The sequence below is a fragment of the Thalassovita sp. genome (genome assembly GCF_034670005.1).
Taxonomy (GTDB): domain Bacteria; phylum Pseudomonadota; class Alphaproteobacteria; order Rhodobacterales; family Rhodobacteraceae; genus Thalassobius.
The window spans coordinates 93,827-112,767 of record NZ_JAXMOH010000006.1 but is presented as its reverse complement, the minus strand read 5'-3'; the positions used below and the strand labels follow the sequence as shown (position 1 = coordinate 112,767).

Genomic DNA, 18,941 nt, shown 5'->3' with positions numbered 1-18,941 from the left:
GCCTGAATGGAAACAGATCACAATATGGACACAAAATGATACGGTAAATATCTAAGATTCGATCAGCTTTTGACGGGATGTGCATGGTAAACAGCTAAGTCAGAGGCAATGGAAGGCGAGTACCAATGGTTTCCAACAATAAAGTTTTGACCGTTTCCTACGGCACGTTTTCATGTACGCTTGAAGGCTTCGATGACTCCTTCGACACGATGAAAGCGATTGCGGAATATTTCCGCGACCTGGCAGCGGATGATCGTTATTTCGGGGCCGAACCGCCGACGCCGGATGCCGAAATGCTGGCCCGGATCGCGGAGCGCGAAATCGCCCGGCGGGTTCAGGCCCGCGAAGAAAGCGGCGGCTTTGTTCTGACCGCGGAGGCCAAGCCCGATGCGGCGGAGGCCGACCCGGACGCGCAAATGGCCCCGGTACCGGCTTCGGATGCCGCACCATCGGAACCGGTTGCGACCGACCAAGCCGATACAGAGATCGAAGCGCCTGTCGACGCCGCTGCCCCGGTCGAGGCGGTCGAAGAAAACGCCACCGAAGAACCGGTCGAGGAACCCGGTGCGGCACCGGAAGCCCCCGCACCGGAGGTCTCAGAAACCGTGGAAGACGCCACAGGTCCTGAAATGACACCCGACATGGCAGAAGACGCCGCGGCCACGACCGACATCGCCCTGACCGAAACCATTGCCGAACCGGCGCAGCCAGAACCGGAACCCCTTCCGGCTGCGCCCAGTGCCGACGCTGCTGTCAGTCTGCTCGATGACAGCAGCGTCGCCGCCAAATTGCAGCGCATCCGCGCCGTGGTGTCGCGTGGCAATAGCCGGACCGTCGAAACCGACTATACCGAAGACGAACATGCCGAAGATTTCCTGGCCGCAGCGGCCGAAGAGATCGAAGAGGTGATCGAAGCCGACGATCAGGCCGAACTGGCGGCAGAAGAGGTCGAGGACGACAATTTTTCTTCGATCCTCGACGCGGTTGCGCAGGCCAAGGCCGAAGACGCCGAAAAGGCCGAAGAGGAAGCAGCCGTTGAGGATGAGGCCGAACCTGAATCCGAAGCGATGCAACAGGCCGAGGCGGACGAGACCGCCGAGGACGACGCTGCGCCGGCCGCCGAAACCACGCCACCGGCCCGCCCCGTCCGGGTGCTGAAGATGAAGCGTAGCGATTTCGAGGCCGCGCTTTCAAACGGCCATCTGGAAGAGCAAACCGACGTCGCACAGGTCGAAGCCGAAAGTTCGCTCAGCCCGGAAGAAGAAGCCGACCTGCTGCGTGAACTGGCCGAGGTCGAAGCCGAATTCGGCGACGCGGACGAAGAGCTTGAAGCTGACGACGTGCGCTCGATCTTTGCCGAAGATGACGAGGCCGAAACGGCCGCAGCGGAAGAAGAAGAGCCCGAAACGGCCGCGGTTGCGGCAGAGGAAGAAGAACCCGGACGCGCCCAGCTGGAAGAACCCGATGTGTCGCGGCTGATGGAAAAGACCCAGTCGGAAATGGACAATCCCGAAGGGGCGCATCGCCGCAACGCCATCGCCCATCTGCGCGCCGCCGTCGAAGCGACCCGCGCCGAAACCGAAGCGGGTGGCGGGCTGAAACGCGGCGATGACAGCGTCGACGCCTTCCGCGACGATCTTGACAGCGTTGTGCGCCCGCGCCGCCCGGTCCGCCCGCAAGCCCATGCCGAACGGCCCGAAGCGCCGCGCCCGGCGCCGCTGAAGCTGGTCGCGTCGCAGCGTATCGATGCGCCGGTCGAAGCGGCCCCGGTTACAGCCCCGATCAAGATCAGACCGCGCCGCGTTTCGTTGAAACCGGCCGCCGAAAGTTCCGCCAGTCAGGCCGATGTTTCGGCCTATGGCAGCTTTGCGGAATTCGCCGAAGCCATGGGCGCGGAAAAGCTGCCTGATCTGCTCGAAGCGGCGGCGGCCTATCTGTCTTATGTTGAGGGCCACGAACAGTTTTCGCGCCCGCAACTGATGAACAAGGCCCGCCAGGTCGAAGAAAACCAGTTCAGCCGCGAAGACGGGCTGCGGTCATTCGGGCAACTGCTGCGCCAGGGCAAGATCGAAAAGCTGCAAGGCGGCCGGTTCACCGTTTCCGACCAGATCGGGTTCAAGCCGAAAAACCGCGCGACCGGCTGACAGCGCGCCACAGTCCGATTGCACATGCACTCGGCGGTTCCCACCGCCGGGTGCTTTCAGTCTGCCCCATGGAAATGCAGCTGGGACCGGCCATTGCGTTTGGACACATAAAGCGCGGCATCGGCATCCGACAGCATCCGTTCCGGTTCCGGACGGTCATAATCCACCGACCGGACGATGCCGATACTGGCCGATACGGCGCAGGATTTGCCGTCGATATGGATGGGTTGTTCCAGCCGTGCGATCAGCCGTTCCGCCACCGATTGCAGCACATGTTTGTCGGTCGGTCCGGCAAGGATCAGCACGAATTCATCGCCGCCATAGCGCACAACCGTGTCCTGCTGCCGGGTCAGTTCGACCATGATCCCCGCCACCTGCTGCAACACCTGATCCCCCGCCGCATGGCCCATCGTGTCGTTGACCTGCTTGAAAAAATCGAGATCCAGATGCAGCAGAGCGAATGCGGCCCGGTTTGCGATCAGCCGGGCCAACACGTGGTCCATCGCGCGGCGATTTTTCAACCCGGTCAACGTGTCGGTATAGGCCTGTTCCTCGGCCGCGATCTTGGCCCCCTGCAACCGCGCGTTCAGCCTGCGGCTGGCATCCATCGCGGCGGATTTCGCTTCGAACAGATAGAGCATTTCGACGGTCATGTCGGTTGGTGCGAAATCGGACGCGGTGAGCGCATAATCGCGAATGCCATCCTGCACCGAAATACCGAAGGACAGGTTCAGCACCAACGTATCCCCGAACCGGGAAAGCACCCCCTTGAGCGCGGTGCAGGGGTCCTGCCTGAACCGCAGATGCAGTTTCGCGCGCAGCCGCGCCATCAGCGCCGCCATCGTGCTGATATTGCCCGGGCGCTGAATGTCGAACAGATCGAACACCGACTCCCCGATCAGATCGACCCCCGGGCGAAGTTTCGTCAGGGTCGGACCGACATGGATGATCCGGCCTTCGCCGTCCAATTGCAAATGCATCGGCACCAGCGTGTCGAGCAGTTCTGAAAGGGCAGTATCACAAGTCGTCGGCATTGATCCCCCGTGCGCCCAAATCGAAACTGCGCCCCTGTGCAAAGGCGCGTTCCACCAGAGAAACCGAAATCACATCAACCCCCGGTTCCTGACGTTCGATGTCCAGTATGACCAGCGCACCGTAATCATCGGCCATAGTGCGCAATATCCCCAGCATCGCATGTCCGAAGCCGGGGTGACGGCTGCGACAGACCAAGAGATAGCGATCAGGGCCGCAATCCCGCAATTCCAGCTGCGGCAGGTCCAGATCGGGCACCGCCAACCGCGCCCGTTCGGGCAAATCGTCAAGAGAGTGCAGGAATTCCTCGAAAGTCACGCCGCCAAAACGCAGCAGCCGGCGCAACGCTTCGACATGCGGATGGGATACCAGATATGTGCCAACATCTTCCATCACATCATCTTTCGATTTCCCAAGTGACCGGCTGAGTGCGGCCAATGTATCGGAAAACAGCGCGTCATCATAGGTCAGCATCGATTCGAACCGGGGCGGATCGAGACCGGCCGCGCGGGCAACATCCAACCATCTGTCTTCGCCATAGGTGTCACGCACAAAACACTGGAGTGCGCGGTTTATCAATCCGTGCATACCTAAGCCGCCCCTTTTTCCATGCGGGCAGTCTGGCGGTCAAAGGTTTAACAATTCGCGAACCGGGGCAGGTTTTACGTGGCAAATCCGTTGCAAAGGAAATCGCCCGCGCCGTGCCTCAGACCGTCAGACCGTCAGAGCGTCCAGCCATGCCGGGATATGGCCGATATCGGGCAATACCGCATCGGCCAGCAGCGACAGTTCTTCGGCTGGGGCGATCCCGGTCAGGACGCCCAGCGTGTGCATTCCGGCGCGCCGCCCGGCCAACAGATCATGGGTGCTGTCGCCCACCATGATCACGGTTTCCGGCGACAATCCTGTCTGGGAGGCAAAGGCCAACAAGGGTTCGGGCGCGGGTTTCGCGCCAAAACCGCTGTCGAAACCGGCAATGAAATCCAGTTTGCCGTCGATCCGGGCATGGCTCAGATGCGCCCGTGCCGCCTGTTCGGAATCATTGGTCATAACACCCAGCGCCAATCCACGCTGGGCCAGACCATCCAGAAGCGCGGGCAATGGCACGGCAGGGGCCAAAGGGGCATTGGCAGCGCTTTCGATCAGGACGATTTCCAGATCTTCGACCCGGTGCATCGGCAAGGCAGAGGCGACGCATTCGGCGGCTTCGCGATTGGTTCCGGCGATCACCGGGCTGTGCGGCAGGAATTGCCGGTTGACGAGATCGAACGCAATCGCCTCGGCGATCCGATCCGCCAGGCCGGCGTCACCAGCCGACAGGTCGGCGATCAGATCAACCGCCCAGACATCCCAGGTGGCCCTGAAATCAAACAGCGTGCCGTCCTTGTCGAATAAAATCCCCGCGATCTTCATGCTGCGCCCCGATCCTCCACTGCCCTGAGGCCAAGCTGCCCCGATCCCGACCGAAAAACAAGCCGCGCGTTGCTTGACTCTCGGTCGACGATCCGGTGGGGTAAGCGGCTATGGAAAATGACACCCGCTACCGCCTGCATCAATCGCTTGGATATCATTTATCCATCGCCGCGCGTCTGCTCGAACGCCGGCTGGACGAGAATTTGAAAACGCTGGGCCTGACCCGCACAACATGGTGTATCCTGTTGGCCGTCGGCAATGAGAATTTGGCTCAACCTTCTGAAATCGCGGATTTTGTCGGGATAGACCGCACAGCCACATCGCGCGCTTTGCGGATCATGGAAGCGGAGGGGCTGCTGGACCGGTCCAACGGAACCCGGGACCGGCGCACCCGGCATGTGATGCTGACCGACAAGGGCCGCGACCTGATCCGCAAGGGCACGCCCTTTGCCCGTGAAAATGCCGCCGCGTTGTCCGAGGTTCTGACGCCAGTCGAGGAAACCGAGCTTGAGCGGCTGCTGTCAAAGCTGTCGGTCGCCTATGAAGGGCCGCTGAAGACGCTTTGACCGGGCGCGGGTCCGGCCCCGCGACACCGATCCCGCCGGAACGCCGCGGTCATTGCCTGCCCGTACCGGTCAGGTCCAATTCACCTGTTGCCCGCCCGGCAACGCCGCGCGGGCCTGGCGCAGCTGTTCATAGGGCAAATTCAGCGCCGCACAGCAGGCAACAATCCAGGCATCATCCATCAGCAGAAAATCCAGAACCGATCCCAGAACCTCGGGGTCGGTCGCATTTTGCTTGATATCATCGACCGATACCCCGGTCGCGCCCATGAAAACGGGCAACAGGTCGTCATTGCCGACAAGCCAGGCCAAAGCCTGCAAAGCAAGGGTTTCGGCAGCGTCGGAATTCAGTGTCATATTCAAACTCTTAATCGGAAGAGAACGGTTTCTTAACCATTCTCATGAAACCCTGTTGCAAACAAGAAATCGTATTTTCCGACCGTATTCAGACGGCTTTTCAGCAACAGGCCCTGTTATGCCTAGCAAGATTTTAATCGTTGACGGGAATTCTGCCAACAGGATCGTTCTGCGGGCCAAATTGTCGGCGGCCTTCTATATCGTATGCCAGGCCGGTAGCGGTGCCGAAGCGATGGCAATCGTCGAACGCGAACAGCCCGATCTGGTCCTGGTCAGCGCCGCCTTGCCCGACATGACGGGCGAAACATTCTGCAAGAAGATCAAGATCGCCGAAAGCGGTGGCGATCGTCCGGTCGTGCTGATCCTGCCAATCGCCAACCGATCAGCGTTGATTTCGGGGCTGAGCTGCGGCGCCGAGGAACAGTATCTGCGGGAAAATTCCAACCGGGCCCTTGGCTTCGGCGAACCGATCGCGCCCTACCTGCCTGCGCTGCGTGTCGGCATCGTGACCGAAGATTACACCTGCGCGATGATGTGGAAAAAGCCCCTCCGCCTGCATCCGCGTCACATCGTCAGTTGTCACACGCCACACACACTGATGAGCGATATCAAAACACAGGGCGTGCCCGACATCCTGATCATCGGAATCGACGGTCATAACCCCGAAAGCGGCCTGTCCCTGTTGGCCGGGCTGCATGCCCAGCCGGCAATGCGGCGCACGATGTTTCTGGCCGTGATCGGGAACGGTGACAATACGTTGGCAGCCGATGCGCTGGATCTGGGGGCCAGTGACATCCTGTTGAACGGGTTCGACGACGACGAAGCGGTACTGCGCCTGACCAAGTTGGCGCGCCGCAAGCATCTGGCCGACCGGCTGCACCATTCGGTGCGCGACGGGCTGCGCGCCGCGTTGATAGATCCGTTGACCGGTCTTTATAACCGCCGATATGCCCTGCCCCAGCTGGGCAAGATGGTCGAAACTTCCGCGGCCACGCAACAGCCTCTGGTGGTCATGCTGGCAGATATCGATCATTTCAAGACAATCAACGATTCTCATGGCCATGCGGTTGGCGACGAGGTTCTCAAAACCATTGGGCGGCGGCTGAACCGGTTGATGCGGCCCTGCGACCTGCTGGCGCGGATCGGCGGCGAAGAATTCCTGATCGCCATGCCGAATGTATCCACCGACACAGCGCGATCATCTGCGTGCCGGATCTGTACCGCAATCGGCATGACCCCGTTCGACCTGCCCGAACTGGCACAACCGGTCCCGGTGACGGTCAGTATCGGCCTGTCGATTTATGACACCCAGACCTCCAAACCCCAGACAAGCGCCGAGCTGTTGCTGGAACAGGCCGATCAGGCGCTTTATGGTGCCAAGGCGGATGGTCGCAATCAGGTAACGCTCAGTCGGCCGGCCGCTTGAACAACCGGACATGCCCCGGAGGCGGGCGTCGGTCGTCGCGGTCGTGACGTTTCACGCCTTGTTCCAACCGGTCGGCATAGGCCGCGCGCTCGGCGGCGGTCATATCGGTCAGATGCTGCAAAAACAGCTTATGCCCCAGTTCGGCCCGTTTGCGACCGAAGTCACGTTGCCGCTGCAAAACCTCGGCCACCTTGCCGGGATCGAAAGGCTGCGCGCGCAATGCGGTCAGCATTTTCTGATACTCGGCCGCCCGCGCGCTGCGGGTCGGCAGGGTGTTATATTGCTCCCGCATCAGTTCACGGCCAATTTTCCTGCGATCCGCCGGGGACAGCGCATGGGTATAGGCCCCGCCCACCAGATCGGCCCGCGACGGCGGCCCGTCCCGGTGCGGCCCGAACCGGACAAAGGCACCGATCACCACGCCCAGCACCGCAAGGTTCAAAGCCAGCGAGGTGAACAGCACGATCCGCACCCACACTCGCGGCGATCCGTTTTTAACCGGCTTTTGCATTTGCTGCGCGTCCATCGCTTTACCCTTCCGCCAAATCAAACTGGAACCCGGGCATCATGTCCACCAGATAGCTGTCCGCACCGCTGGACAGATAGGCCTCGGCCGTATCTGCCACCGTCGCGGGTGGATTCACCCCGATCCACAGCCCGACCACGCTGGCGGTTGCCAATCCTGCCACGGCAGGCCAGCCGCCGATCGTCGCCAGAAACTGGCGCAATAACCGCGGGCGCGCCACCCCGCCCGAAACCGAGACGCCCTGACGCCGCTGTTCGGTCAGGGCATCGTCCAGCACGCGCTGCATCAAATCCGCAGACGGGTCATCAGCCTGATGCCGTGCGGCATCGAAAAGAAGCTCCAGAGTGTCAAGATCCCGTTCAGTCATCGGAATATCCCAATTCTTCGCGCTGCCCCGCCAGAATGGCCGCCAACGCCCGTTTTCCCCGTGCGGTCAGACTTTCAACCGCTTCGGTGCTTATTTCCAGTATCTCGGCAATCTCGGGATTGCCCAGACCTTCGATATGGCGAAGGACCACCGCCTGCCTTTGCCGTTCAGGCAATTCGTCAAGTGCCGCATATAACGCATTCATACGGGCCGCGTCCTGAATTCCGTCGGCGGCGCTGGCGCGGCCGTCTTCCGGCTCGGGGATCGTATCAATCGCAACGCTGCGCTGCCGGCGCAGCCGGTCGGTGCACAGATTGGCCACCACGCGATAAAGCCATGTTGTCACCTTGGCTTCGCCCTGACGCCATTCCGGCGCGATTTTCCAAAGCCGCATCATCGCGTCTTGCGCCACGTCCTCGGCTTCGGCCCGGTTTCGAAGCATCCGCATGGCCTGCGCATAGGCACGCGGCGTCAGCCGCAGATTCAGCAACCGGGCAGCATCCGCATCCCCATTGGCGAACAGGACGAGCAAAGCGTCGTCCGATACATCGCTTAAGGCGTCAAGGGCCATAGTCATCGTCCCGCTGGCGTAGCGTGTTCCCGCAATCGTGGCAATCCGTCTCTGGAAACAAGCGGGGCGGTTTCCGGCCCCGCTTGTTAAACTTCAACTGGCTACCTTACTTCTGCTGCTGATCGGCCTCGCCTCAGCGGTTCTTCTGTCCACGCTCGCAGTCATCGCCGTGACGCTGGTGACGGTGCTCGCCACCCTTTTCGCCCATACGGTCATGATGACCGCCTTCGCCCATACGGCCGTGAGAACCGCGATCTTCCATCCGGGCGAATTCTTCTTGCGACACCGCGCCATCATTGTCGGCATCGAGACGATCGAACATCATGCCCTGTTGTTTGGGCTGCATTTCTTCCATGCTCAGTTTTCCGTCGCCATTTTCGTCGCGGCGTTCGATCATCCGGTCCAGACGGTTCTGCATCCGTTCAGCGCGGTCTTTTTCACCGCGTGCGGCCAGTTCTTCGGCGCTCAGGCTGCCATCTTTGTCGGTGTCTGCTGCGTCGAACCGCGCCTTGAAATGCGCCTGCATTTCCTCGGCAGTGACCTTGCCGTCGCTATTGGCGTCCAGATCCTTGAATTCGATGCGCGGCTGGCGCGGTCCTTCCCCGTGGCCACCGCCAAATGCGGATGCGGTCACGGCGGTACCCGCCAAAGCGAACGCGGTCAGGCCGGCAATGATATAAGAACGTTTCATCTGTTTATTCTCCATTCAAACTTCGCTGTGAATTCAGGTCCATCGCCCGTTTTCTGAAGCTTCAACGCGGCAGCCCACCGCTTCCGTCGCGGATTGTCACTTGGTTCACACAGCTGTGATGGCGACGTGATTTCGATCGTTTCGCGCCCAAGGTTTGCGACATCGGGACGCAATGACGATCCGCGCTCTTTTTTTTCGTGCCAAGATGTCCCAGATATTCAGCTTACCTTTAAACGAGGACGAAATTGTGGATCACACGGTGACAATGCAGGCAGGCGAAACGCAGGACCGGGAAACCTGGCCCGCCGTTCGACGTGGCTGGCGGCGGAAATGCCCGAGCTGCGGCAGCGGCCCCATGCTCAAAGGTTACCTGAAGGTTCGCGACAGCTGCCCGGTCTGCCGTGAAGAGCTGCAACATCATCGCGCCGATGACGGCCCGGCCTATCTGACCATTCTGATCGTTGGTCACCTGATGGCGCCGCTGTTGCTTGTCGTGTTCGAAATCTGGCGGCCCGAACCTCTGATGCTGATTGCCATCTTCTCTATTGGCACCGTCGGATTGTCGCTTTACCTTCTGCCCAGGCTGAAGGGGGCGCTCATTGGATTCCAATGGGCCCGGCGTATGCATGGTTTCGGAGAAACCCGCTGACCCCGGCCGTCGGGGAGGACCTATGACGATAGACAAGACCGCCATCCGTAACGCCGCCACGGTGATCGTGCTGCGTGACCGGCTGAAAGATCCGCATGTTCTGATGGGCCAGCGCGGGGCGAATGCCGCGTTCATGCCCAATAAATTCGTGTTTCCCGGCGGCGCGGTCGACGCCGAGGATGCCGATATTCCTCTGGCCAGCCAAATGCCCGAGGTCTGCCGCGACAGGTTGCGCGAAGACACCGCCGAAGATCTCAGCCATGCGCTGTCGGTCGCGGCCATTCGTGAATTATGGGAAGAAACCGGCCTGGTCCTTGGCCAGCAGGGCCGTTGGGACATCCCGCCGCCGGCGGACTGGGCCAGCTTTGCTGCCACCGGCCACCTGCCCGCCGCGCATCCGTTACAATTCGTATTCCGCGCCATCACGCCGCCGGGTCGGCCGCGGCGTTTCGATGCGCGGTTTTTCCTGATCGACGCGGGTGAAATCGCCAGCGATCTGGATGATTTCGACGCTGCGTGTGACGAGCTTTCGCATCTGCAATGGATTCCACTGCCCAAGGTGCGCGAATTCGACCTGCCCTTCATCACCGAAGTCGTGCTGGCCGAAGTCGCCGCCCGTGCGCATGATCTGCGGCCGCCGTCCAACGTGCCCTATTTCAAGAATAACGAAGAAGAGAACCTGTTCCTGCGGCTCAAAGGAAAAGGACCAGTGACAGGACGCTCGCACTGATCAGGGCGATCCCCGCCATTTCGCGGCGGTTCAGGCGTTCGCGGAAAAACAGCACCGAGGCGGCGATGGAAAAGATCACTTCGACCTGACCGACAGCGAAAACATAGGCGGCGTTCTGCAAGGTAAAGGCGGTGAACCAGCCCAGACTGCCGCCCAGCCCCGTCAGCCCCATCCAGACCGAGGTGCGCCACGATCCGACCACCTTGCGCAGCTGCCCCGGTTCGCGCCAGACCAGCCACAGGCTCAACCCGATCGCCTGCACCGTGGTGACAAAGGCCAGCGACACAAGCGCCCGCATCAACGGGTCATCGCTGGCCACTTGCAGGGTCGCGCCGCGATATCCCACCGCCGAGACGGCGAATAACGCCCCCGACAGCAGGCCCAGCCCGGCCCCTTTGTTCATGATGCGACGGGCCCAGCCGCCCTGCCCTTCGGGCGCTTGCGACAGCACCAGAACCCCGGTCAGACCCAACAGAATGGCGAGAAGCCCAGCAAAGGAAACGGTGTCGCCCAGCACCACAAACCCCACCAGCGCGGTTTGCACCACTTCGGTTTTCTTAAACGTGATGCCGACGGCGAAATTGCGTTTGGCGAACAGCGCCACAACGCACCAGGTCGCCAGGATCTGCGCCACCGCGCCGCTAAGCGCAAAAGGCAGAAACATACCCCCCAGCCCCGGCATCCCCGCCCCGCCCCAGCCGACATAGCCCAGCGCCAATGTCAGTACGAAGGGGGCGGAAAACAGGAATCGCGCCAATGTCGCGCCGCCCGAAGACAGCGTTCCCATGCTGAGAAATTTCTGCAGCATGAAGCGCAACGTCTGAAACGCTGCCGCCGCGATTGATACCAGAATCCAGATCATGACGCCCTCTTGCAGGAATTCGGCGCAGAGCACCAGATCGGTTTCATCCGGGCGTCAATACCCCGGAACGAATGCGGTGGAAATCGCCCCGATTTCCACCGCAGAGGGGCGAGGCCCTTACACCCGACAGGCTAGTAGGGCATCGGGTGCTGTTTGTGCACCCCATCCAGTTCCGTCATCAGCTCATCATCAAGGACCAGATCGCTGGCCTCGAAAATATGTTCGAGCTGCGCCAGGGTCGTGGCCCCGAAAATGACCGAAGCCATGAAGGGCCGCTGCCGCGCCCAGGCGATCGCCATATGCACCGGGTCCAGACCGTGGTTTTGCGCCACCTGCAAATAGGCGTCGACGGCGGGGAACACCCGTTCCGTCTTGCGGCCGCCCAGTTCCGGCACCAGCGACATGCGCGATCCTGCGGGCACCTCGCCGTGCTGGTACTTGCCGCTCAGCAATCCGGCGGCGAGCGGCGAAAAGCAAATCAGCCCGACATCTTCATTCGCCGTCACCTCGGCCAGATCGGTATCATAGAGCCGGCACAGCAGCGAATATTCGTTCTGTATCGTCGCGGGGCGCGGGCCACCGGTCCGGTCTGCGGTCTGGCACCACATGGTCGTGCCCCAGGCGCTTTCGTTGGACAGGCCGAAATGGCGGATATTGCCCTTCTCGATCTGTTGCTGCAACGCGCCCAGCGCGTCTTCCATATGGGCAATCGTATCGGCCCGGTTCTGCGTCGACGGATCGTAGTGCCAGTTCTTGCGGAACATGTAGGAGCCGCGATTGGGCCAGTGGAACTGATAGAGGTCGATGCAATCGGTTTTCAGCCGGCGCAGCGATCCTTCCACGGCTTGCGGAATGGACTGCGCCGAAATCGGCGCACCGTCGCGGGCATGAGACCCTTCGCCGGAATGCTTGGTCGCCAGAATGAAATCGCCACGGCGCGCCGGGTGCGCCGCGATCCAGTCGCCGATGATTTCTTCGGTCCGACCGACGGTTTCCTTGCGCACCGGGTTGACCGGGTACATTTCGGCGGTGTCGATGAAATTGATCCCCCGATCCAGCGCCAGATCTATCTGGGCATGGGCCTCGGGCGGTTCGGTCTGGGTGCCGAATGTCATCGTACCCAAGCACAGGTCGGTGACCATCAACCCGGTCCGGCCCAGTGGATTTTTTTTCATGTCGCTGCTCCCTCATGTCGCGTCAGGGCGCAGAATAACCCGCCCGGCCGAAATGACCAGACGGGTCGGTGTTATGTTTTGCGATCAGGGCCGGACGTAGCTGAACCCCTGTTCCTGTAATTCGATCAGGCGCACCACGCCCGAGGGCACCACGCTGGCTTCGCTCATCAACGGGACATCCTTGCCCGCCTTTTCGCTCATCTTGCGCAGGGTGTTGCCGCAGGCAGAGAATTTGAGATGGTCGTTCTCCAACGCCATCGTCGAGATGCGATCGGCGACCGGGCTTTTTCCGTCAAGGAACATCACCAGCCCGGGCCCATAGGCGACCACTTCGACTTCGACCGTGTCGCCCTGCGATTCATAATATTTGGTGACGTTCTGAACATTGTTGAGCGCCATGTTCAGAACCCGGGGGTCGCCGTCATTGACATGAACTGCCACTTTGTGAACGACACCTTCTGCCCAGGCACCCAGCGGGGCGAGGGCCAATGCGGTTGCGAGAACCAGTTTTTTCATGTGTTTCCTCCCTAACTTGGACCTTCACTATACCCGAAGATTCGTACAAATCATGATATAATGTTTTGTTCCGCATCCGCCCGGCCCAAAGCCCGGGCAGAACTGGGTGCTGGAACCCCAACCGACCATGCGGTAAAGGGATCGGGAAACGCAGTAAGGGCATGACTTTATGGCACGGCATCTGATCACCTCGGCAATTCCATATATCAACGGGATCAAGCATCTGGGCAACCTTGTGGGCAGCCAGCTTCCGGCGGATCTGTTTGCGCGGTATCAGCGCGCCCGCGGCAACGAGGTCATGTTCATCTGCGCCACCGACGAACACGGCACCCCGGCCGAACTGGCCGCAGCCAAGGCCGGGCAGCCGGTGGCGGATTACTGCACCGAGATGCATCTGGTGCAGGCGCAGATCGCCGAAGGATTCGGGTTGAGCTTCGATCATTTTGGCCGCTCGTCGAGCGAGGCGAACAAGACACTGACCCAGCATTTCGCCGTGCAGCTTTACCAGAACGGCCTGATCGAAGAGCGCTCTGAGACCCAGATGTATTCGCCCACCGACGGGCGATTTCTGCCCGACCGCTATATCGAGGGCACCTGCCCCAATTGCGGATTCGAAAGCGCCCGGGGCGATCAGTGCGATAACTGTACCAAGCAGCTCGATCCCGTCGACCTGATCAACCCGCATTCCACCATTTCCGGCGCCACCGATCTGGAAATGCGCGAGACCAAGCACCTCTACCTGCTGCAATCCAAGATAAAGGATCAGCTTGAGGACTGGATCGACACCCGCGAAGGCTGGCCGATCCTGACCACCTCGATCGCCAAGAAATGGCTGACCGACGGCGACGGTTTGCAGGATCGCGGCATCACCCGCGATCTGAGCTGGGGCGTACCGGCGCAATTCGACGGCGCGCCATGGAGCGGCATGGACGGCAAGGTTTTCTATGTCTGGTTCGACGCGCCGATCGAATATATCGCCTGCGCACAGGAATGGGTCGATGCGGGCAAGGGCAACGATTGGGAACGCTGGTGGCGCACCGACAAGGGCGCCGGGGACGTGACCTATACCCAGTTCATGGGCAAGGATAACGTGCCGTTCCACACCCTGTCCTTCCCGGCCACTATTCTGGGTTCGAATGAGCCGTGGAAGCTGGTCGATTATATCAAGTCGTTCAATTATCTGAATTATGATGGCGGCCAGTTCAGCACCTCGCGCGGGCGCGGCGTGTTCATGGATCAGGCGCTGAGCCTGCTGCCAGCGGATTACTGGCGCTGGTGGCTGCTGAGCCATGCGCCGGAATCGTCGGATGCCGAATTCACCTGGGAAAACTTCCAGTCCTCGGTGAACAAGGACTTGGCCGACGTGCTGGGCAATTTCGTCAGCCGGATCACCAAGTTCTGCCGCTCGAAATTTTCCGAAGCGGTGCCCGAAGGCGGTACCTATGGCGAACAGGAACAGGCGCTGATCGCAGAGCTGACAGTCAAGATCCGCGCCTATGAGCAGTTCATGGAGGACAAGGAAGTCCGCAAGGCGGCCTCGGCGCTGCGCGCGATCTGGGTGGCGGGCAACGAATATCTGCAATCCGCCGCGCCCTGGTCCACGTTCAAGGAAGACCCCGAACAGGCCGCCGCACAGGTGCGCCTTGGCCTGAACCTGATCCGGCTTTACGCGGTGCTGTCGGCGCCCTTCATCCCCGAAACCTCGGCCAAGATGCTGGCGGCGATGAACACCCAGGACGACAGCTGGCCCGACGACGTGCCCGCGGCGCTGGCCGCCCTGCCCGCCGGTCACGGCTTCACCGTACCCGACGTGTTGTTCGGCAAGATCACCGACGAGCAGCGCGAAGACTGGCAGGAGCGGTTCGCCGGGGTGCGGGACTAAGGCAGCATCTTGATCGCCTGACGCGGACGCAGAGCCGCGCCCTCCCTCGGGCGGGCGCACCAAACCTTTGTGGCCTGCTGTTTATCTTGAAGCCCCGAACGCCGCCTGAACGGTACGCCACATCGCCAATGCGCCCTCCCAAGGGGGAGGGAGGGCGCGGCCCGGCGGCGCATAGCGCCTTGTTCCGGGCCAAAACGGCAAAGACGGCACGTCATGCATCCCGCTTCAACAGAAACCGCTCTGGCGCCCTTGGCCCCGGCCCGGAAACATGCAAACTCCCCCGGAAACGAGAGGGAGTTTTTTCATGAACGGCGCAGAAAGCCTTGTCCAATCCTTGCTGGCGGCGGGAATCGATACCTGTTTCGCCAATCCCGGCACCAGCGAGATGCATTTCGTCTCCGCCCTGGATCGCCATCCCGGTATGCGCTGCGTGCTGGGCCTGTTCGAGGGCGTGGTGACCGGCGCGGCCGATGGCTATGGCCGGATGATGGACAAGCCTGCCGTCACCCTGATGCATTGCGGCCCCGGCCTGACCAACGGCATGGCGAACCTGCACAATGCACGGCGCGCCAACACCCCGGTGCTGAACCTGATCGGGGATCAGGCGACCTCGATCGTGCATCTCGACCCGCCGCTGACCGCTGACACCACCGCGCTGGCCAGCACCCTGTCGGTCTGGACCCGCCGGTCGGTCGACGCCGCCCGCGTCGCCGCCGACGCGATGGAAGGCGTCCGCGCCAGCATGGAAGCCCCCGGCGTGGCCAGCCTGATTCTGCCCTCGGATGCGGCGTGGACCGAAGGCGGTCAGATCGCCGCCTACCTGCCCCCTGCCCCGCCCACCGGGCCGACCGGGCTGGCGGTGGACCGCGCCGCGCAGATGCTGGGCAATGGCAAGAAAACCGTGCTGCTGCTGTCGAACCGCGCCCTGCGCGAAGCACCGTTGAAAATTGCCGGGCGCATCGCGCACAAGACCGGCGCGCGGCTGATGACCCTGTCGCAGATCCCGCGCCTGCAGGCCGGGCTGGGCCGGGTGCCGATCGAACGCATCCCCTATAACGTGGACCAGTCGATCAAGGCGCTGGAAGGGGTCGAGCAGATCATCCAGATCGGCGCGCGCGAACCGGTCAATTTCTTTGCCTATCCGGGCAAGCCCAACGTACCGATGCCCGAGGGCTGCACCTGTCACTTGGTCACCCGTCCGGGTCAGGATCACATGGCGGCGCTGGACGCAATTGCGGAAGCGGTCAAGGCGACCGAAGACGCGCCGCTGCCCTCTGCCCCTGACCACGGCACCCTCACCGGTGCGCTCAGCCCCGAGGCGCTTGGTGCCGCGATCAACCAGAACCTGCCGGACAACGCGATCATCGTCGATGAAAGCGTCAGCTACGGCCGGGCGTTGTTGCCCGCGTTCACCACCGCGAAACCGCATGATTACCTGCACCTGAACGGCGGCTCCATCGGGTTGGGCATTCCGATGGCGACGGGTGCCGCCGTGGCGGCACCGGGCCGGCGCGTGGTGGCGTTGCAGGCGGACGGGTCGGCGCTTTATACGATGCAGGGGCTTTGGACGCAGGCGCGCGAAGGGCTGGATGTCACCACGGTAATCCTGTCGAACCGCCGTTACGCGATCCTGCAGGGCGAAATGACCGCCGTGGGTGCCAATCTGGGCCCGGCGGCGCAGGAGTTGTTCAACCTTGATCGTCCTGCCACCGACTGGCAGTCGATCGCCAAGGGGTTCGGCATCCCGGCGACGCAGGCCACGGATATGGAAAGCTTTGTTGACCAGCTCAACCGTGCCAATGCAGGCGACGGGCCACGGCTGATCGAATTGATGATCTGACAAAAGAAAACCCGCCGGATAGGCGGGTTTTTTCATTTTTCTCCGGGGGCCTGGATCAGGTCTTTTTCACGAACTGGGTCAGGATCACGATGCGCTGGCCTTCGACCCGGCCCTCGATCTGGCCTTCATTGTCCTGCACCAGAGAAATATTGCGTACCGGGGTGCCGCGCTTGGCGGTAAAACCGGCGCCTTTGACCGGCAGATCCTTGATCAGGACCACGCTGTCGCCCTGCGACAGGACCGCGCCATTGCTGTCCTTGTGCACGACCTGCGGTTCCTCGGACAGGCCGGCTTCGGCCCATTCCAGAACTTCGGGTTCCAGATAGGCGATGTCCAGAAGGTCCTTTGCCCAAGCAGCATCCAGCTTGTGCAGCATCCGCCAGGCCAGAACCTGCACCGCCGGTTCGGTCGACCAGATCGCATCGTTCAGGCATTTCCAATGCGGTGTATCGGCAGCCCCGTTTTGTACCCCGTCGGCGCAGGTGGCACATAGCGCCACGCTATCGTCGCGCGGGGCAACCTGAACTGGTTGCGTTTCGGCAGCACCACAGAATGCGCAAGCATCGGACATCGGGAATTCCTTTCATTTGGGTTGGCTGCTTATCCACCCTGCCCCGGGGCTTGTCCAGATACCGGTATCAGGCAGACGGAACGCTGATTGTCGCGGCAATAGCGGCCTGCCACCGCGCATAGCGGCGGTCGCGTTCGGGTTGACCCATCTGGGGCTCGAACCCATCGGCCCGCGCCCATGTCGCGGCAAACCCGGCCTGATCGGGATAGATTCCGGCCCGCATCCCGGCCAGCCATGCCGCACCCAGCGCGGTGGTTTCCAACACGTCGGGCCGATCCACCGGCGCGCCCAGGATGTCGGCCAGAAACTGCATGGTCCAATCGGACGCCGCCATGCCGCCATCGACCCGTAGCGTGGTCTGATCCTGCCCGCGCGTCTCAGCCGGCCAATCGGCCTGCATCGCCTGCAGCAGGTCGCGGGTCTGGTAGCCGACGCTTTGCAGCGCCGCGCGGGCGAATTCGGCGGGGCCCGATCCGCGGGTCAGCCCGAACACCGCACCGCGGCAGTCAGGTTGCCAATAAGGTGCCCCCAACCCGGTAAAGGCAGGCACGATCACCAGATCCTGCGCCGGATCGGCGGTTTCGGCCAGCGCCTGCGTCTGCGCCGCATTGTCGATGATCCCCAAGCCGTCACGCAGCCACTGCACCACCGCGCCCGCGATGAAAATCGACCCTTCCAGCGCATAGGTGGGTTTGCCGTCCAGTTGATAGGCGATCGTGGTCAGCAGCCGGTTTCGCGACCGCACCGGCGTATCGCCGGTATTGAGCAGCGCAAAACAGCCGGTGCCATAGGTCGATTTCATCATGCCGGGGCGGAAACATGCCTGCCCGATGGTCGCCGCCTGCTGATCGCCTGCCACCCCCAGAATAGGAACCTCTGCCCCCAGTATCCCGGTGACGCCAAAATCGGCGGCGCAATCGCGGACCTCGGGCAGCATCGACATCGGGATGTCGAGCAGGGCGCAAATCTCTACGCTCCAGTCGCCCTTGTGAATGTCATAGAGCATCGTGCGGGCGGCGTTTGTGGCGTCGGTCGCATGGGTCCGGCCTTCGGTCAGGTTCCAGATCAGGTAACTGTCGACCGTGCCAAAGCGCAGCTTGCCTGCCTGTGCCCGGTCCCGCGCGCCGTCGCAGTGATCGAGTATCCATTGCACCTTGGTGGCGGAAAAATACGGGTCCAGCAGCAGGCCGGTCGCTCCGCTGATCATTTCCTCATGACCCGCAGCGCGCAGGGCGGCGCAGGTATCGGCGGTGCGGCGGTCCTGCCAGACGATGGCGTTATACAGCGGCGCGCCGGTGTCCGCGTCCCAGACCAGTGTGGTTTCACGCTGGTTGGTGATGCCGATCCCGGCCAGTTGCGCCGCGTCGATCCCGGCCTGTGCCAGCACATCGCGTGCGGTCTGCACCGTGGTTGCCCACAGGTCCGCCGGATCATGTTCGACCCAGCCCGAAGCCGGAAAATGCTGGGGAAATTCCTGCTGCGCCACCTGCACCACGCGCAGATCCTTGTCGAACAGGATCGCGCGGCTGGACGTGGTGCCCTGATCAATCGCCAGAATATAGCTCATTTCGTTTCTTCCCCCCCCCTTTGGTCACAGAGTGGCCAATCCGCGCGCCGGATTCCAGC

General features: G+C 62.0%; 20 protein-coding genes. 7 read left to right on the top strand and 13 right to left on the bottom strand.

Annotated features, from left to right (window positions below; all coding sequences use genetic code 11):
• Positions 1-125: 125 nt before the first annotated feature.
• Positions 126-2,144, top strand: a complete 2,019-nt coding sequence (locus VOI23_RS12280) for a hypothetical protein (RefSeq protein ID WP_323785134.1) — start codon at positions 126-128, stop codon at positions 2,142-2,144.
• 56 nt (positions 2,145-2,200) lie between these two features.
• On the opposite strand, the gene VOI23_RS12275 is transcribed toward VOI23_RS12280, so the two are convergent.
• The 3 genes from VOI23_RS12275 to VOI23_RS12265 form a co-directional block, all read right to left on the bottom strand.
• Positions 2,201-3,178, bottom strand: coding sequence for a sensor domain-containing diguanylate cyclase (locus VOI23_RS12275; RefSeq protein WP_323785133.1), 978 nt, complete (start codon positions 3,176-3,178; stop codon positions 2,201-2,203).
• The gene (locus VOI23_RS12270; RefSeq protein ID WP_323785132.1) at positions 3,162-3,764 is read right to left on the bottom strand and encodes a heme NO-binding domain-containing protein; all 603 of its coding nucleotides are present in this window, start codon (positions 3,762-3,764) and stop codon (positions 3,162-3,164) included. The genes VOI23_RS12275 and VOI23_RS12270 overlap by 17 nt, the downstream gene beginning before the upstream one ends.
• A gap of 126 nt (positions 3,765-3,890) precedes the next feature.
• Complete coding sequence (locus VOI23_RS12265) at positions 3,891-4,589, bottom strand: HAD family hydrolase (RefSeq protein WP_323785131.1); 699 nt, start codon at positions 4,587-4,589, stop codon at positions 3,891-3,893.
• A 110-nt stretch (positions 4,590-4,699) separates the two neighbouring features.
• On the opposite strand from VOI23_RS12265, the gene VOI23_RS12260 reads away from it, so the two are divergent.
• Positions 4,700-5,155 carry a MarR family winged helix-turn-helix transcriptional regulator gene (locus VOI23_RS12260; protein ID WP_323785130.1) on the top strand — a complete coding sequence of 152 codons (456 nt, stop codon included), beginning with the start codon at positions 4,700-4,702 and terminating at the stop codon, positions 5,153-5,155.
• Positions 5,156-5,224: 69 nt separating this feature from the next.
• Here VOI23_RS12260 and VOI23_RS12255 read toward each other — a convergent pair whose 3' ends face one another.
• Entirely contained in the window at positions 5,225-5,509 is a 285-nt protein-coding gene (locus tag VOI23_RS12255) for a DUF3572 domain-containing protein (protein ID WP_323785129.1), read from the bottom strand.
• A gap of 118 nt (positions 5,510-5,627) precedes the next feature.
• Between VOI23_RS12255 and VOI23_RS12250 the strand changes: the two genes are divergently transcribed.
• Positions 5,628-6,935 carry a diguanylate cyclase domain-containing protein gene (locus VOI23_RS12250; RefSeq protein WP_323785128.1) on the top strand — a complete coding sequence of 436 codons (1,308 nt, stop codon included), beginning with the start codon at positions 5,628-5,630 and terminating at the stop codon, positions 6,933-6,935.
• Here the strand turns inward: VOI23_RS12250 and VOI23_RS12245 are convergent.
• From VOI23_RS12245 to VOI23_RS12230, 4 genes are all read right to left on the bottom strand, one after another.
• Positions 6,916-7,461, bottom strand: a complete 546-nt coding sequence (locus tag VOI23_RS12245; RefSeq protein ID WP_323785127.1) for a periplasmic heavy metal sensor — start codon at positions 7,459-7,461, stop codon at positions 6,916-6,918. The genes VOI23_RS12250 and VOI23_RS12245 overlap by 20 nt on opposite strands.
• A 4-nt stretch (positions 7,462-7,465) precedes the next feature.
• On the bottom strand, positions 7,466-7,828 hold the full coding sequence (locus tag VOI23_RS12240; protein WP_323785125.1) for a hypothetical protein: 363 nt from the start codon (positions 7,826-7,828) through the stop codon (positions 7,466-7,468).
• Positions 7,821-8,405, bottom strand: a complete 585-nt coding sequence (locus tag VOI23_RS12235) for an RNA polymerase sigma factor (RefSeq protein ID WP_323785124.1) — start codon at positions 8,403-8,405, stop codon at positions 7,821-7,823. The genes VOI23_RS12240 and VOI23_RS12235 overlap by 8 nt, the downstream gene beginning before the upstream one ends.
• A gap of 127 nt (positions 8,406-8,532) precedes the next feature.
• Positions 8,533-9,090: an EF-hand domain-containing protein gene (locus tag VOI23_RS12230; protein WP_323785122.1), complete on the bottom strand. Its 558-nt coding sequence runs from the start codon at positions 9,088-9,090 to the stop codon at positions 8,533-8,535.
• A gap of 265 nt (positions 9,091-9,355) precedes the next feature.
• Between VOI23_RS12230 and VOI23_RS12225 the strand changes: the two genes are divergently transcribed.
• Positions 9,356-9,739 carry a DUF983 domain-containing protein gene (locus VOI23_RS12225; RefSeq protein WP_323785245.1) on the top strand — a complete coding sequence of 128 codons (384 nt, stop codon included), beginning with the start codon at positions 9,356-9,358 and terminating at the stop codon, positions 9,737-9,739.
• A 22-nt stretch (positions 9,740-9,761) separates the two neighbouring features.
• Positions 9,762-10,469: an NUDIX hydrolase gene (locus VOI23_RS12220; protein WP_323785120.1), complete on the top strand. Its 708-nt coding sequence runs from the start codon at positions 9,762-9,764 to the stop codon at positions 10,467-10,469.
• Here VOI23_RS12220 and VOI23_RS12215 read toward each other — a convergent pair.
• From VOI23_RS12215 to VOI23_RS12205, 3 genes are all read right to left on the bottom strand, one after another.
• A complete protein-coding gene (locus VOI23_RS12215; protein WP_323785119.1) occupies positions 10,432-11,331 on the bottom strand; it encodes a DMT family transporter in 900 nt (299 codons plus the stop codon). The two genes, VOI23_RS12220 and VOI23_RS12215, sit on opposite strands and share 38 nt — an antisense overlap.
• A 131-nt stretch (positions 11,332-11,462) precedes the next feature.
• A complete protein-coding gene (locus VOI23_RS12210) occupies positions 11,463-12,506 on the bottom strand; it encodes an aldo/keto reductase (protein ID WP_323785118.1) in 1,044 nt (347 codons plus the stop codon).
• An 84-nt stretch (positions 12,507-12,590) separates the two neighbouring features.
• Positions 12,591-13,022, bottom strand: a complete 432-nt coding sequence (locus VOI23_RS12205; protein WP_323785117.1) for a DsrE family protein — start codon at positions 13,020-13,022, stop codon at positions 12,591-12,593.
• 169 nt (positions 13,023-13,191) lie between these two features.
• On the opposite strand from VOI23_RS12205, the gene metG reads away from it, so the two are divergent.
• On the top strand, positions 13,192-14,904 hold the full coding sequence (gene metG / locus VOI23_RS12200; RefSeq protein ID WP_323785116.1) for a methionine--tRNA ligase: 1,713 nt from the start codon (positions 13,192-13,194) through the stop codon (positions 14,902-14,904).
• Between the two features lie 304 nt (positions 14,905-15,208).
• Positions 15,209-16,744, top strand: a complete 1,536-nt coding sequence (locus VOI23_RS12195; protein ID WP_323785115.1) for an acetolactate synthase large subunit — start codon at positions 15,209-15,211, stop codon at positions 16,742-16,744.
• Positions 16,745-16,799: 55 nt separating this feature from the next.
• On the opposite strand, the gene VOI23_RS12190 is transcribed toward VOI23_RS12195, so the two are convergent.
• The gene (locus tag VOI23_RS12190) at positions 16,800-17,315 is read right to left on the bottom strand and encodes an alkylphosphonate utilization protein (RefSeq protein WP_323785114.1); all 516 of its coding nucleotides are present in this window, start codon (positions 17,313-17,315) and stop codon (positions 16,800-16,802) included.
• Positions 17,316-17,382: 67 nt separating this feature from the next.
• Positions 17,383-18,882, bottom strand: coding sequence for a glycerol kinase GlpK (glpK, locus tag VOI23_RS12185; protein WP_323785113.1), 1,500 nt, complete (start codon positions 18,880-18,882; stop codon positions 17,383-17,385).
• Positions 18,883-18,941 lie beyond the last annotated feature (59 nt).

Bases quoted from the DNA above. Each gene is read 5' to 3' on its own strand.
- VOI23_RS12280 (WP_323785134.1), top strand. From the start codon at position 126: ATGGTTTCCAACAATAAAGTTTTGACCGTTTCCTACGGCACGTTTTCA.
- VOI23_RS12275 (WP_323785133.1), bottom strand. From the start codon at position 3,178: ATGCCGACGACTTGTGATACTGCCCTTTCAGAACTGCTCGACACGCTG.
- VOI23_RS12270 (WP_323785132.1), bottom strand. From the start codon at position 3,764: ATGCACGGATTGATAAACCGCGCACTCCAGTGTTTTGTGCGTGACACC.
- VOI23_RS12265 (WP_323785131.1), bottom strand. From the start codon at position 4,589: ATGAAGATCGCGGGGATTTTATTCGACAAGGACGGCACGCTGTTTGAT.
- VOI23_RS12260 (WP_323785130.1), top strand. From the start codon at position 4,700: ATGGAAAATGACACCCGCTACCGCCTGCATCAATCGCTTGGATATCAT.
- VOI23_RS12255 (WP_323785129.1), bottom strand. From the start codon at position 5,509: ATGACACTGAATTCCGACGCTGCCGAAACCCTTGCTTTGCAGGCTTTG.
- VOI23_RS12250 (WP_323785128.1), top strand. From the start codon at position 5,628: ATGCCTAGCAAGATTTTAATCGTTGACGGGAATTCTGCCAACAGGATC.
- VOI23_RS12245 (WP_323785127.1), bottom strand. From the start codon at position 7,461: ATGGACGCGCAGCAAATGCAAAAGCCGGTTAAAAACGGATCGCCGCGA.
- VOI23_RS12240 (WP_323785125.1), bottom strand. From the start codon at position 7,828: ATGACTGAACGGGATCTTGACACTCTGGAGCTTCTTTTCGATGCCGCA.
- VOI23_RS12235 (WP_323785124.1), bottom strand. From the start codon at position 8,405: ATGACTATGGCCCTTGACGCCTTAAGCGATGTATCGGACGACGCTTTG.
- VOI23_RS12230 (WP_323785122.1), bottom strand. From the start codon at position 9,090: ATGAAACGTTCTTATATCATTGCCGGCCTGACCGCGTTCGCTTTGGCG.
- VOI23_RS12225 (WP_323785245.1), top strand. From the start codon at position 9,356: ATGCAGGCAGGCGAAACGCAGGACCGGGAAACCTGGCCCGCCGTTCGA.
- VOI23_RS12220 (WP_323785120.1), top strand. From the start codon at position 9,762: ATGACGATAGACAAGACCGCCATCCGTAACGCCGCCACGGTGATCGTG.
- VOI23_RS12215 (WP_323785119.1), bottom strand. From the start codon at position 11,331: ATGATCTGGATTCTGGTATCAATCGCGGCGGCAGCGTTTCAGACGTTG.
- VOI23_RS12210 (WP_323785118.1), bottom strand. From the start codon at position 12,506: ATGAAAAAAAATCCACTGGGCCGGACCGGGTTGATGGTCACCGACCTG.
- VOI23_RS12205 (WP_323785117.1), bottom strand. From the start codon at position 13,022: ATGAAAAAACTGGTTCTCGCAACCGCATTGGCCCTCGCCCCGCTGGGT.
- metG (WP_323785116.1), top strand. From the start codon at position 13,192: ATGGCACGGCATCTGATCACCTCGGCAATTCCATATATCAACGGGATC.
- VOI23_RS12195 (WP_323785115.1), top strand. From the start codon at position 15,209: ATGAACGGCGCAGAAAGCCTTGTCCAATCCTTGCTGGCGGCGGGAATC.
- VOI23_RS12190 (WP_323785114.1), bottom strand. From the start codon at position 17,315: ATGTCCGATGCTTGCGCATTCTGTGGTGCTGCCGAAACGCAACCAGTT.
- glpK (WP_323785113.1), bottom strand. From the start codon at position 18,882: ATGAGCTATATTCTGGCGATTGATCAGGGCACCACGTCCAGCCGCGCG.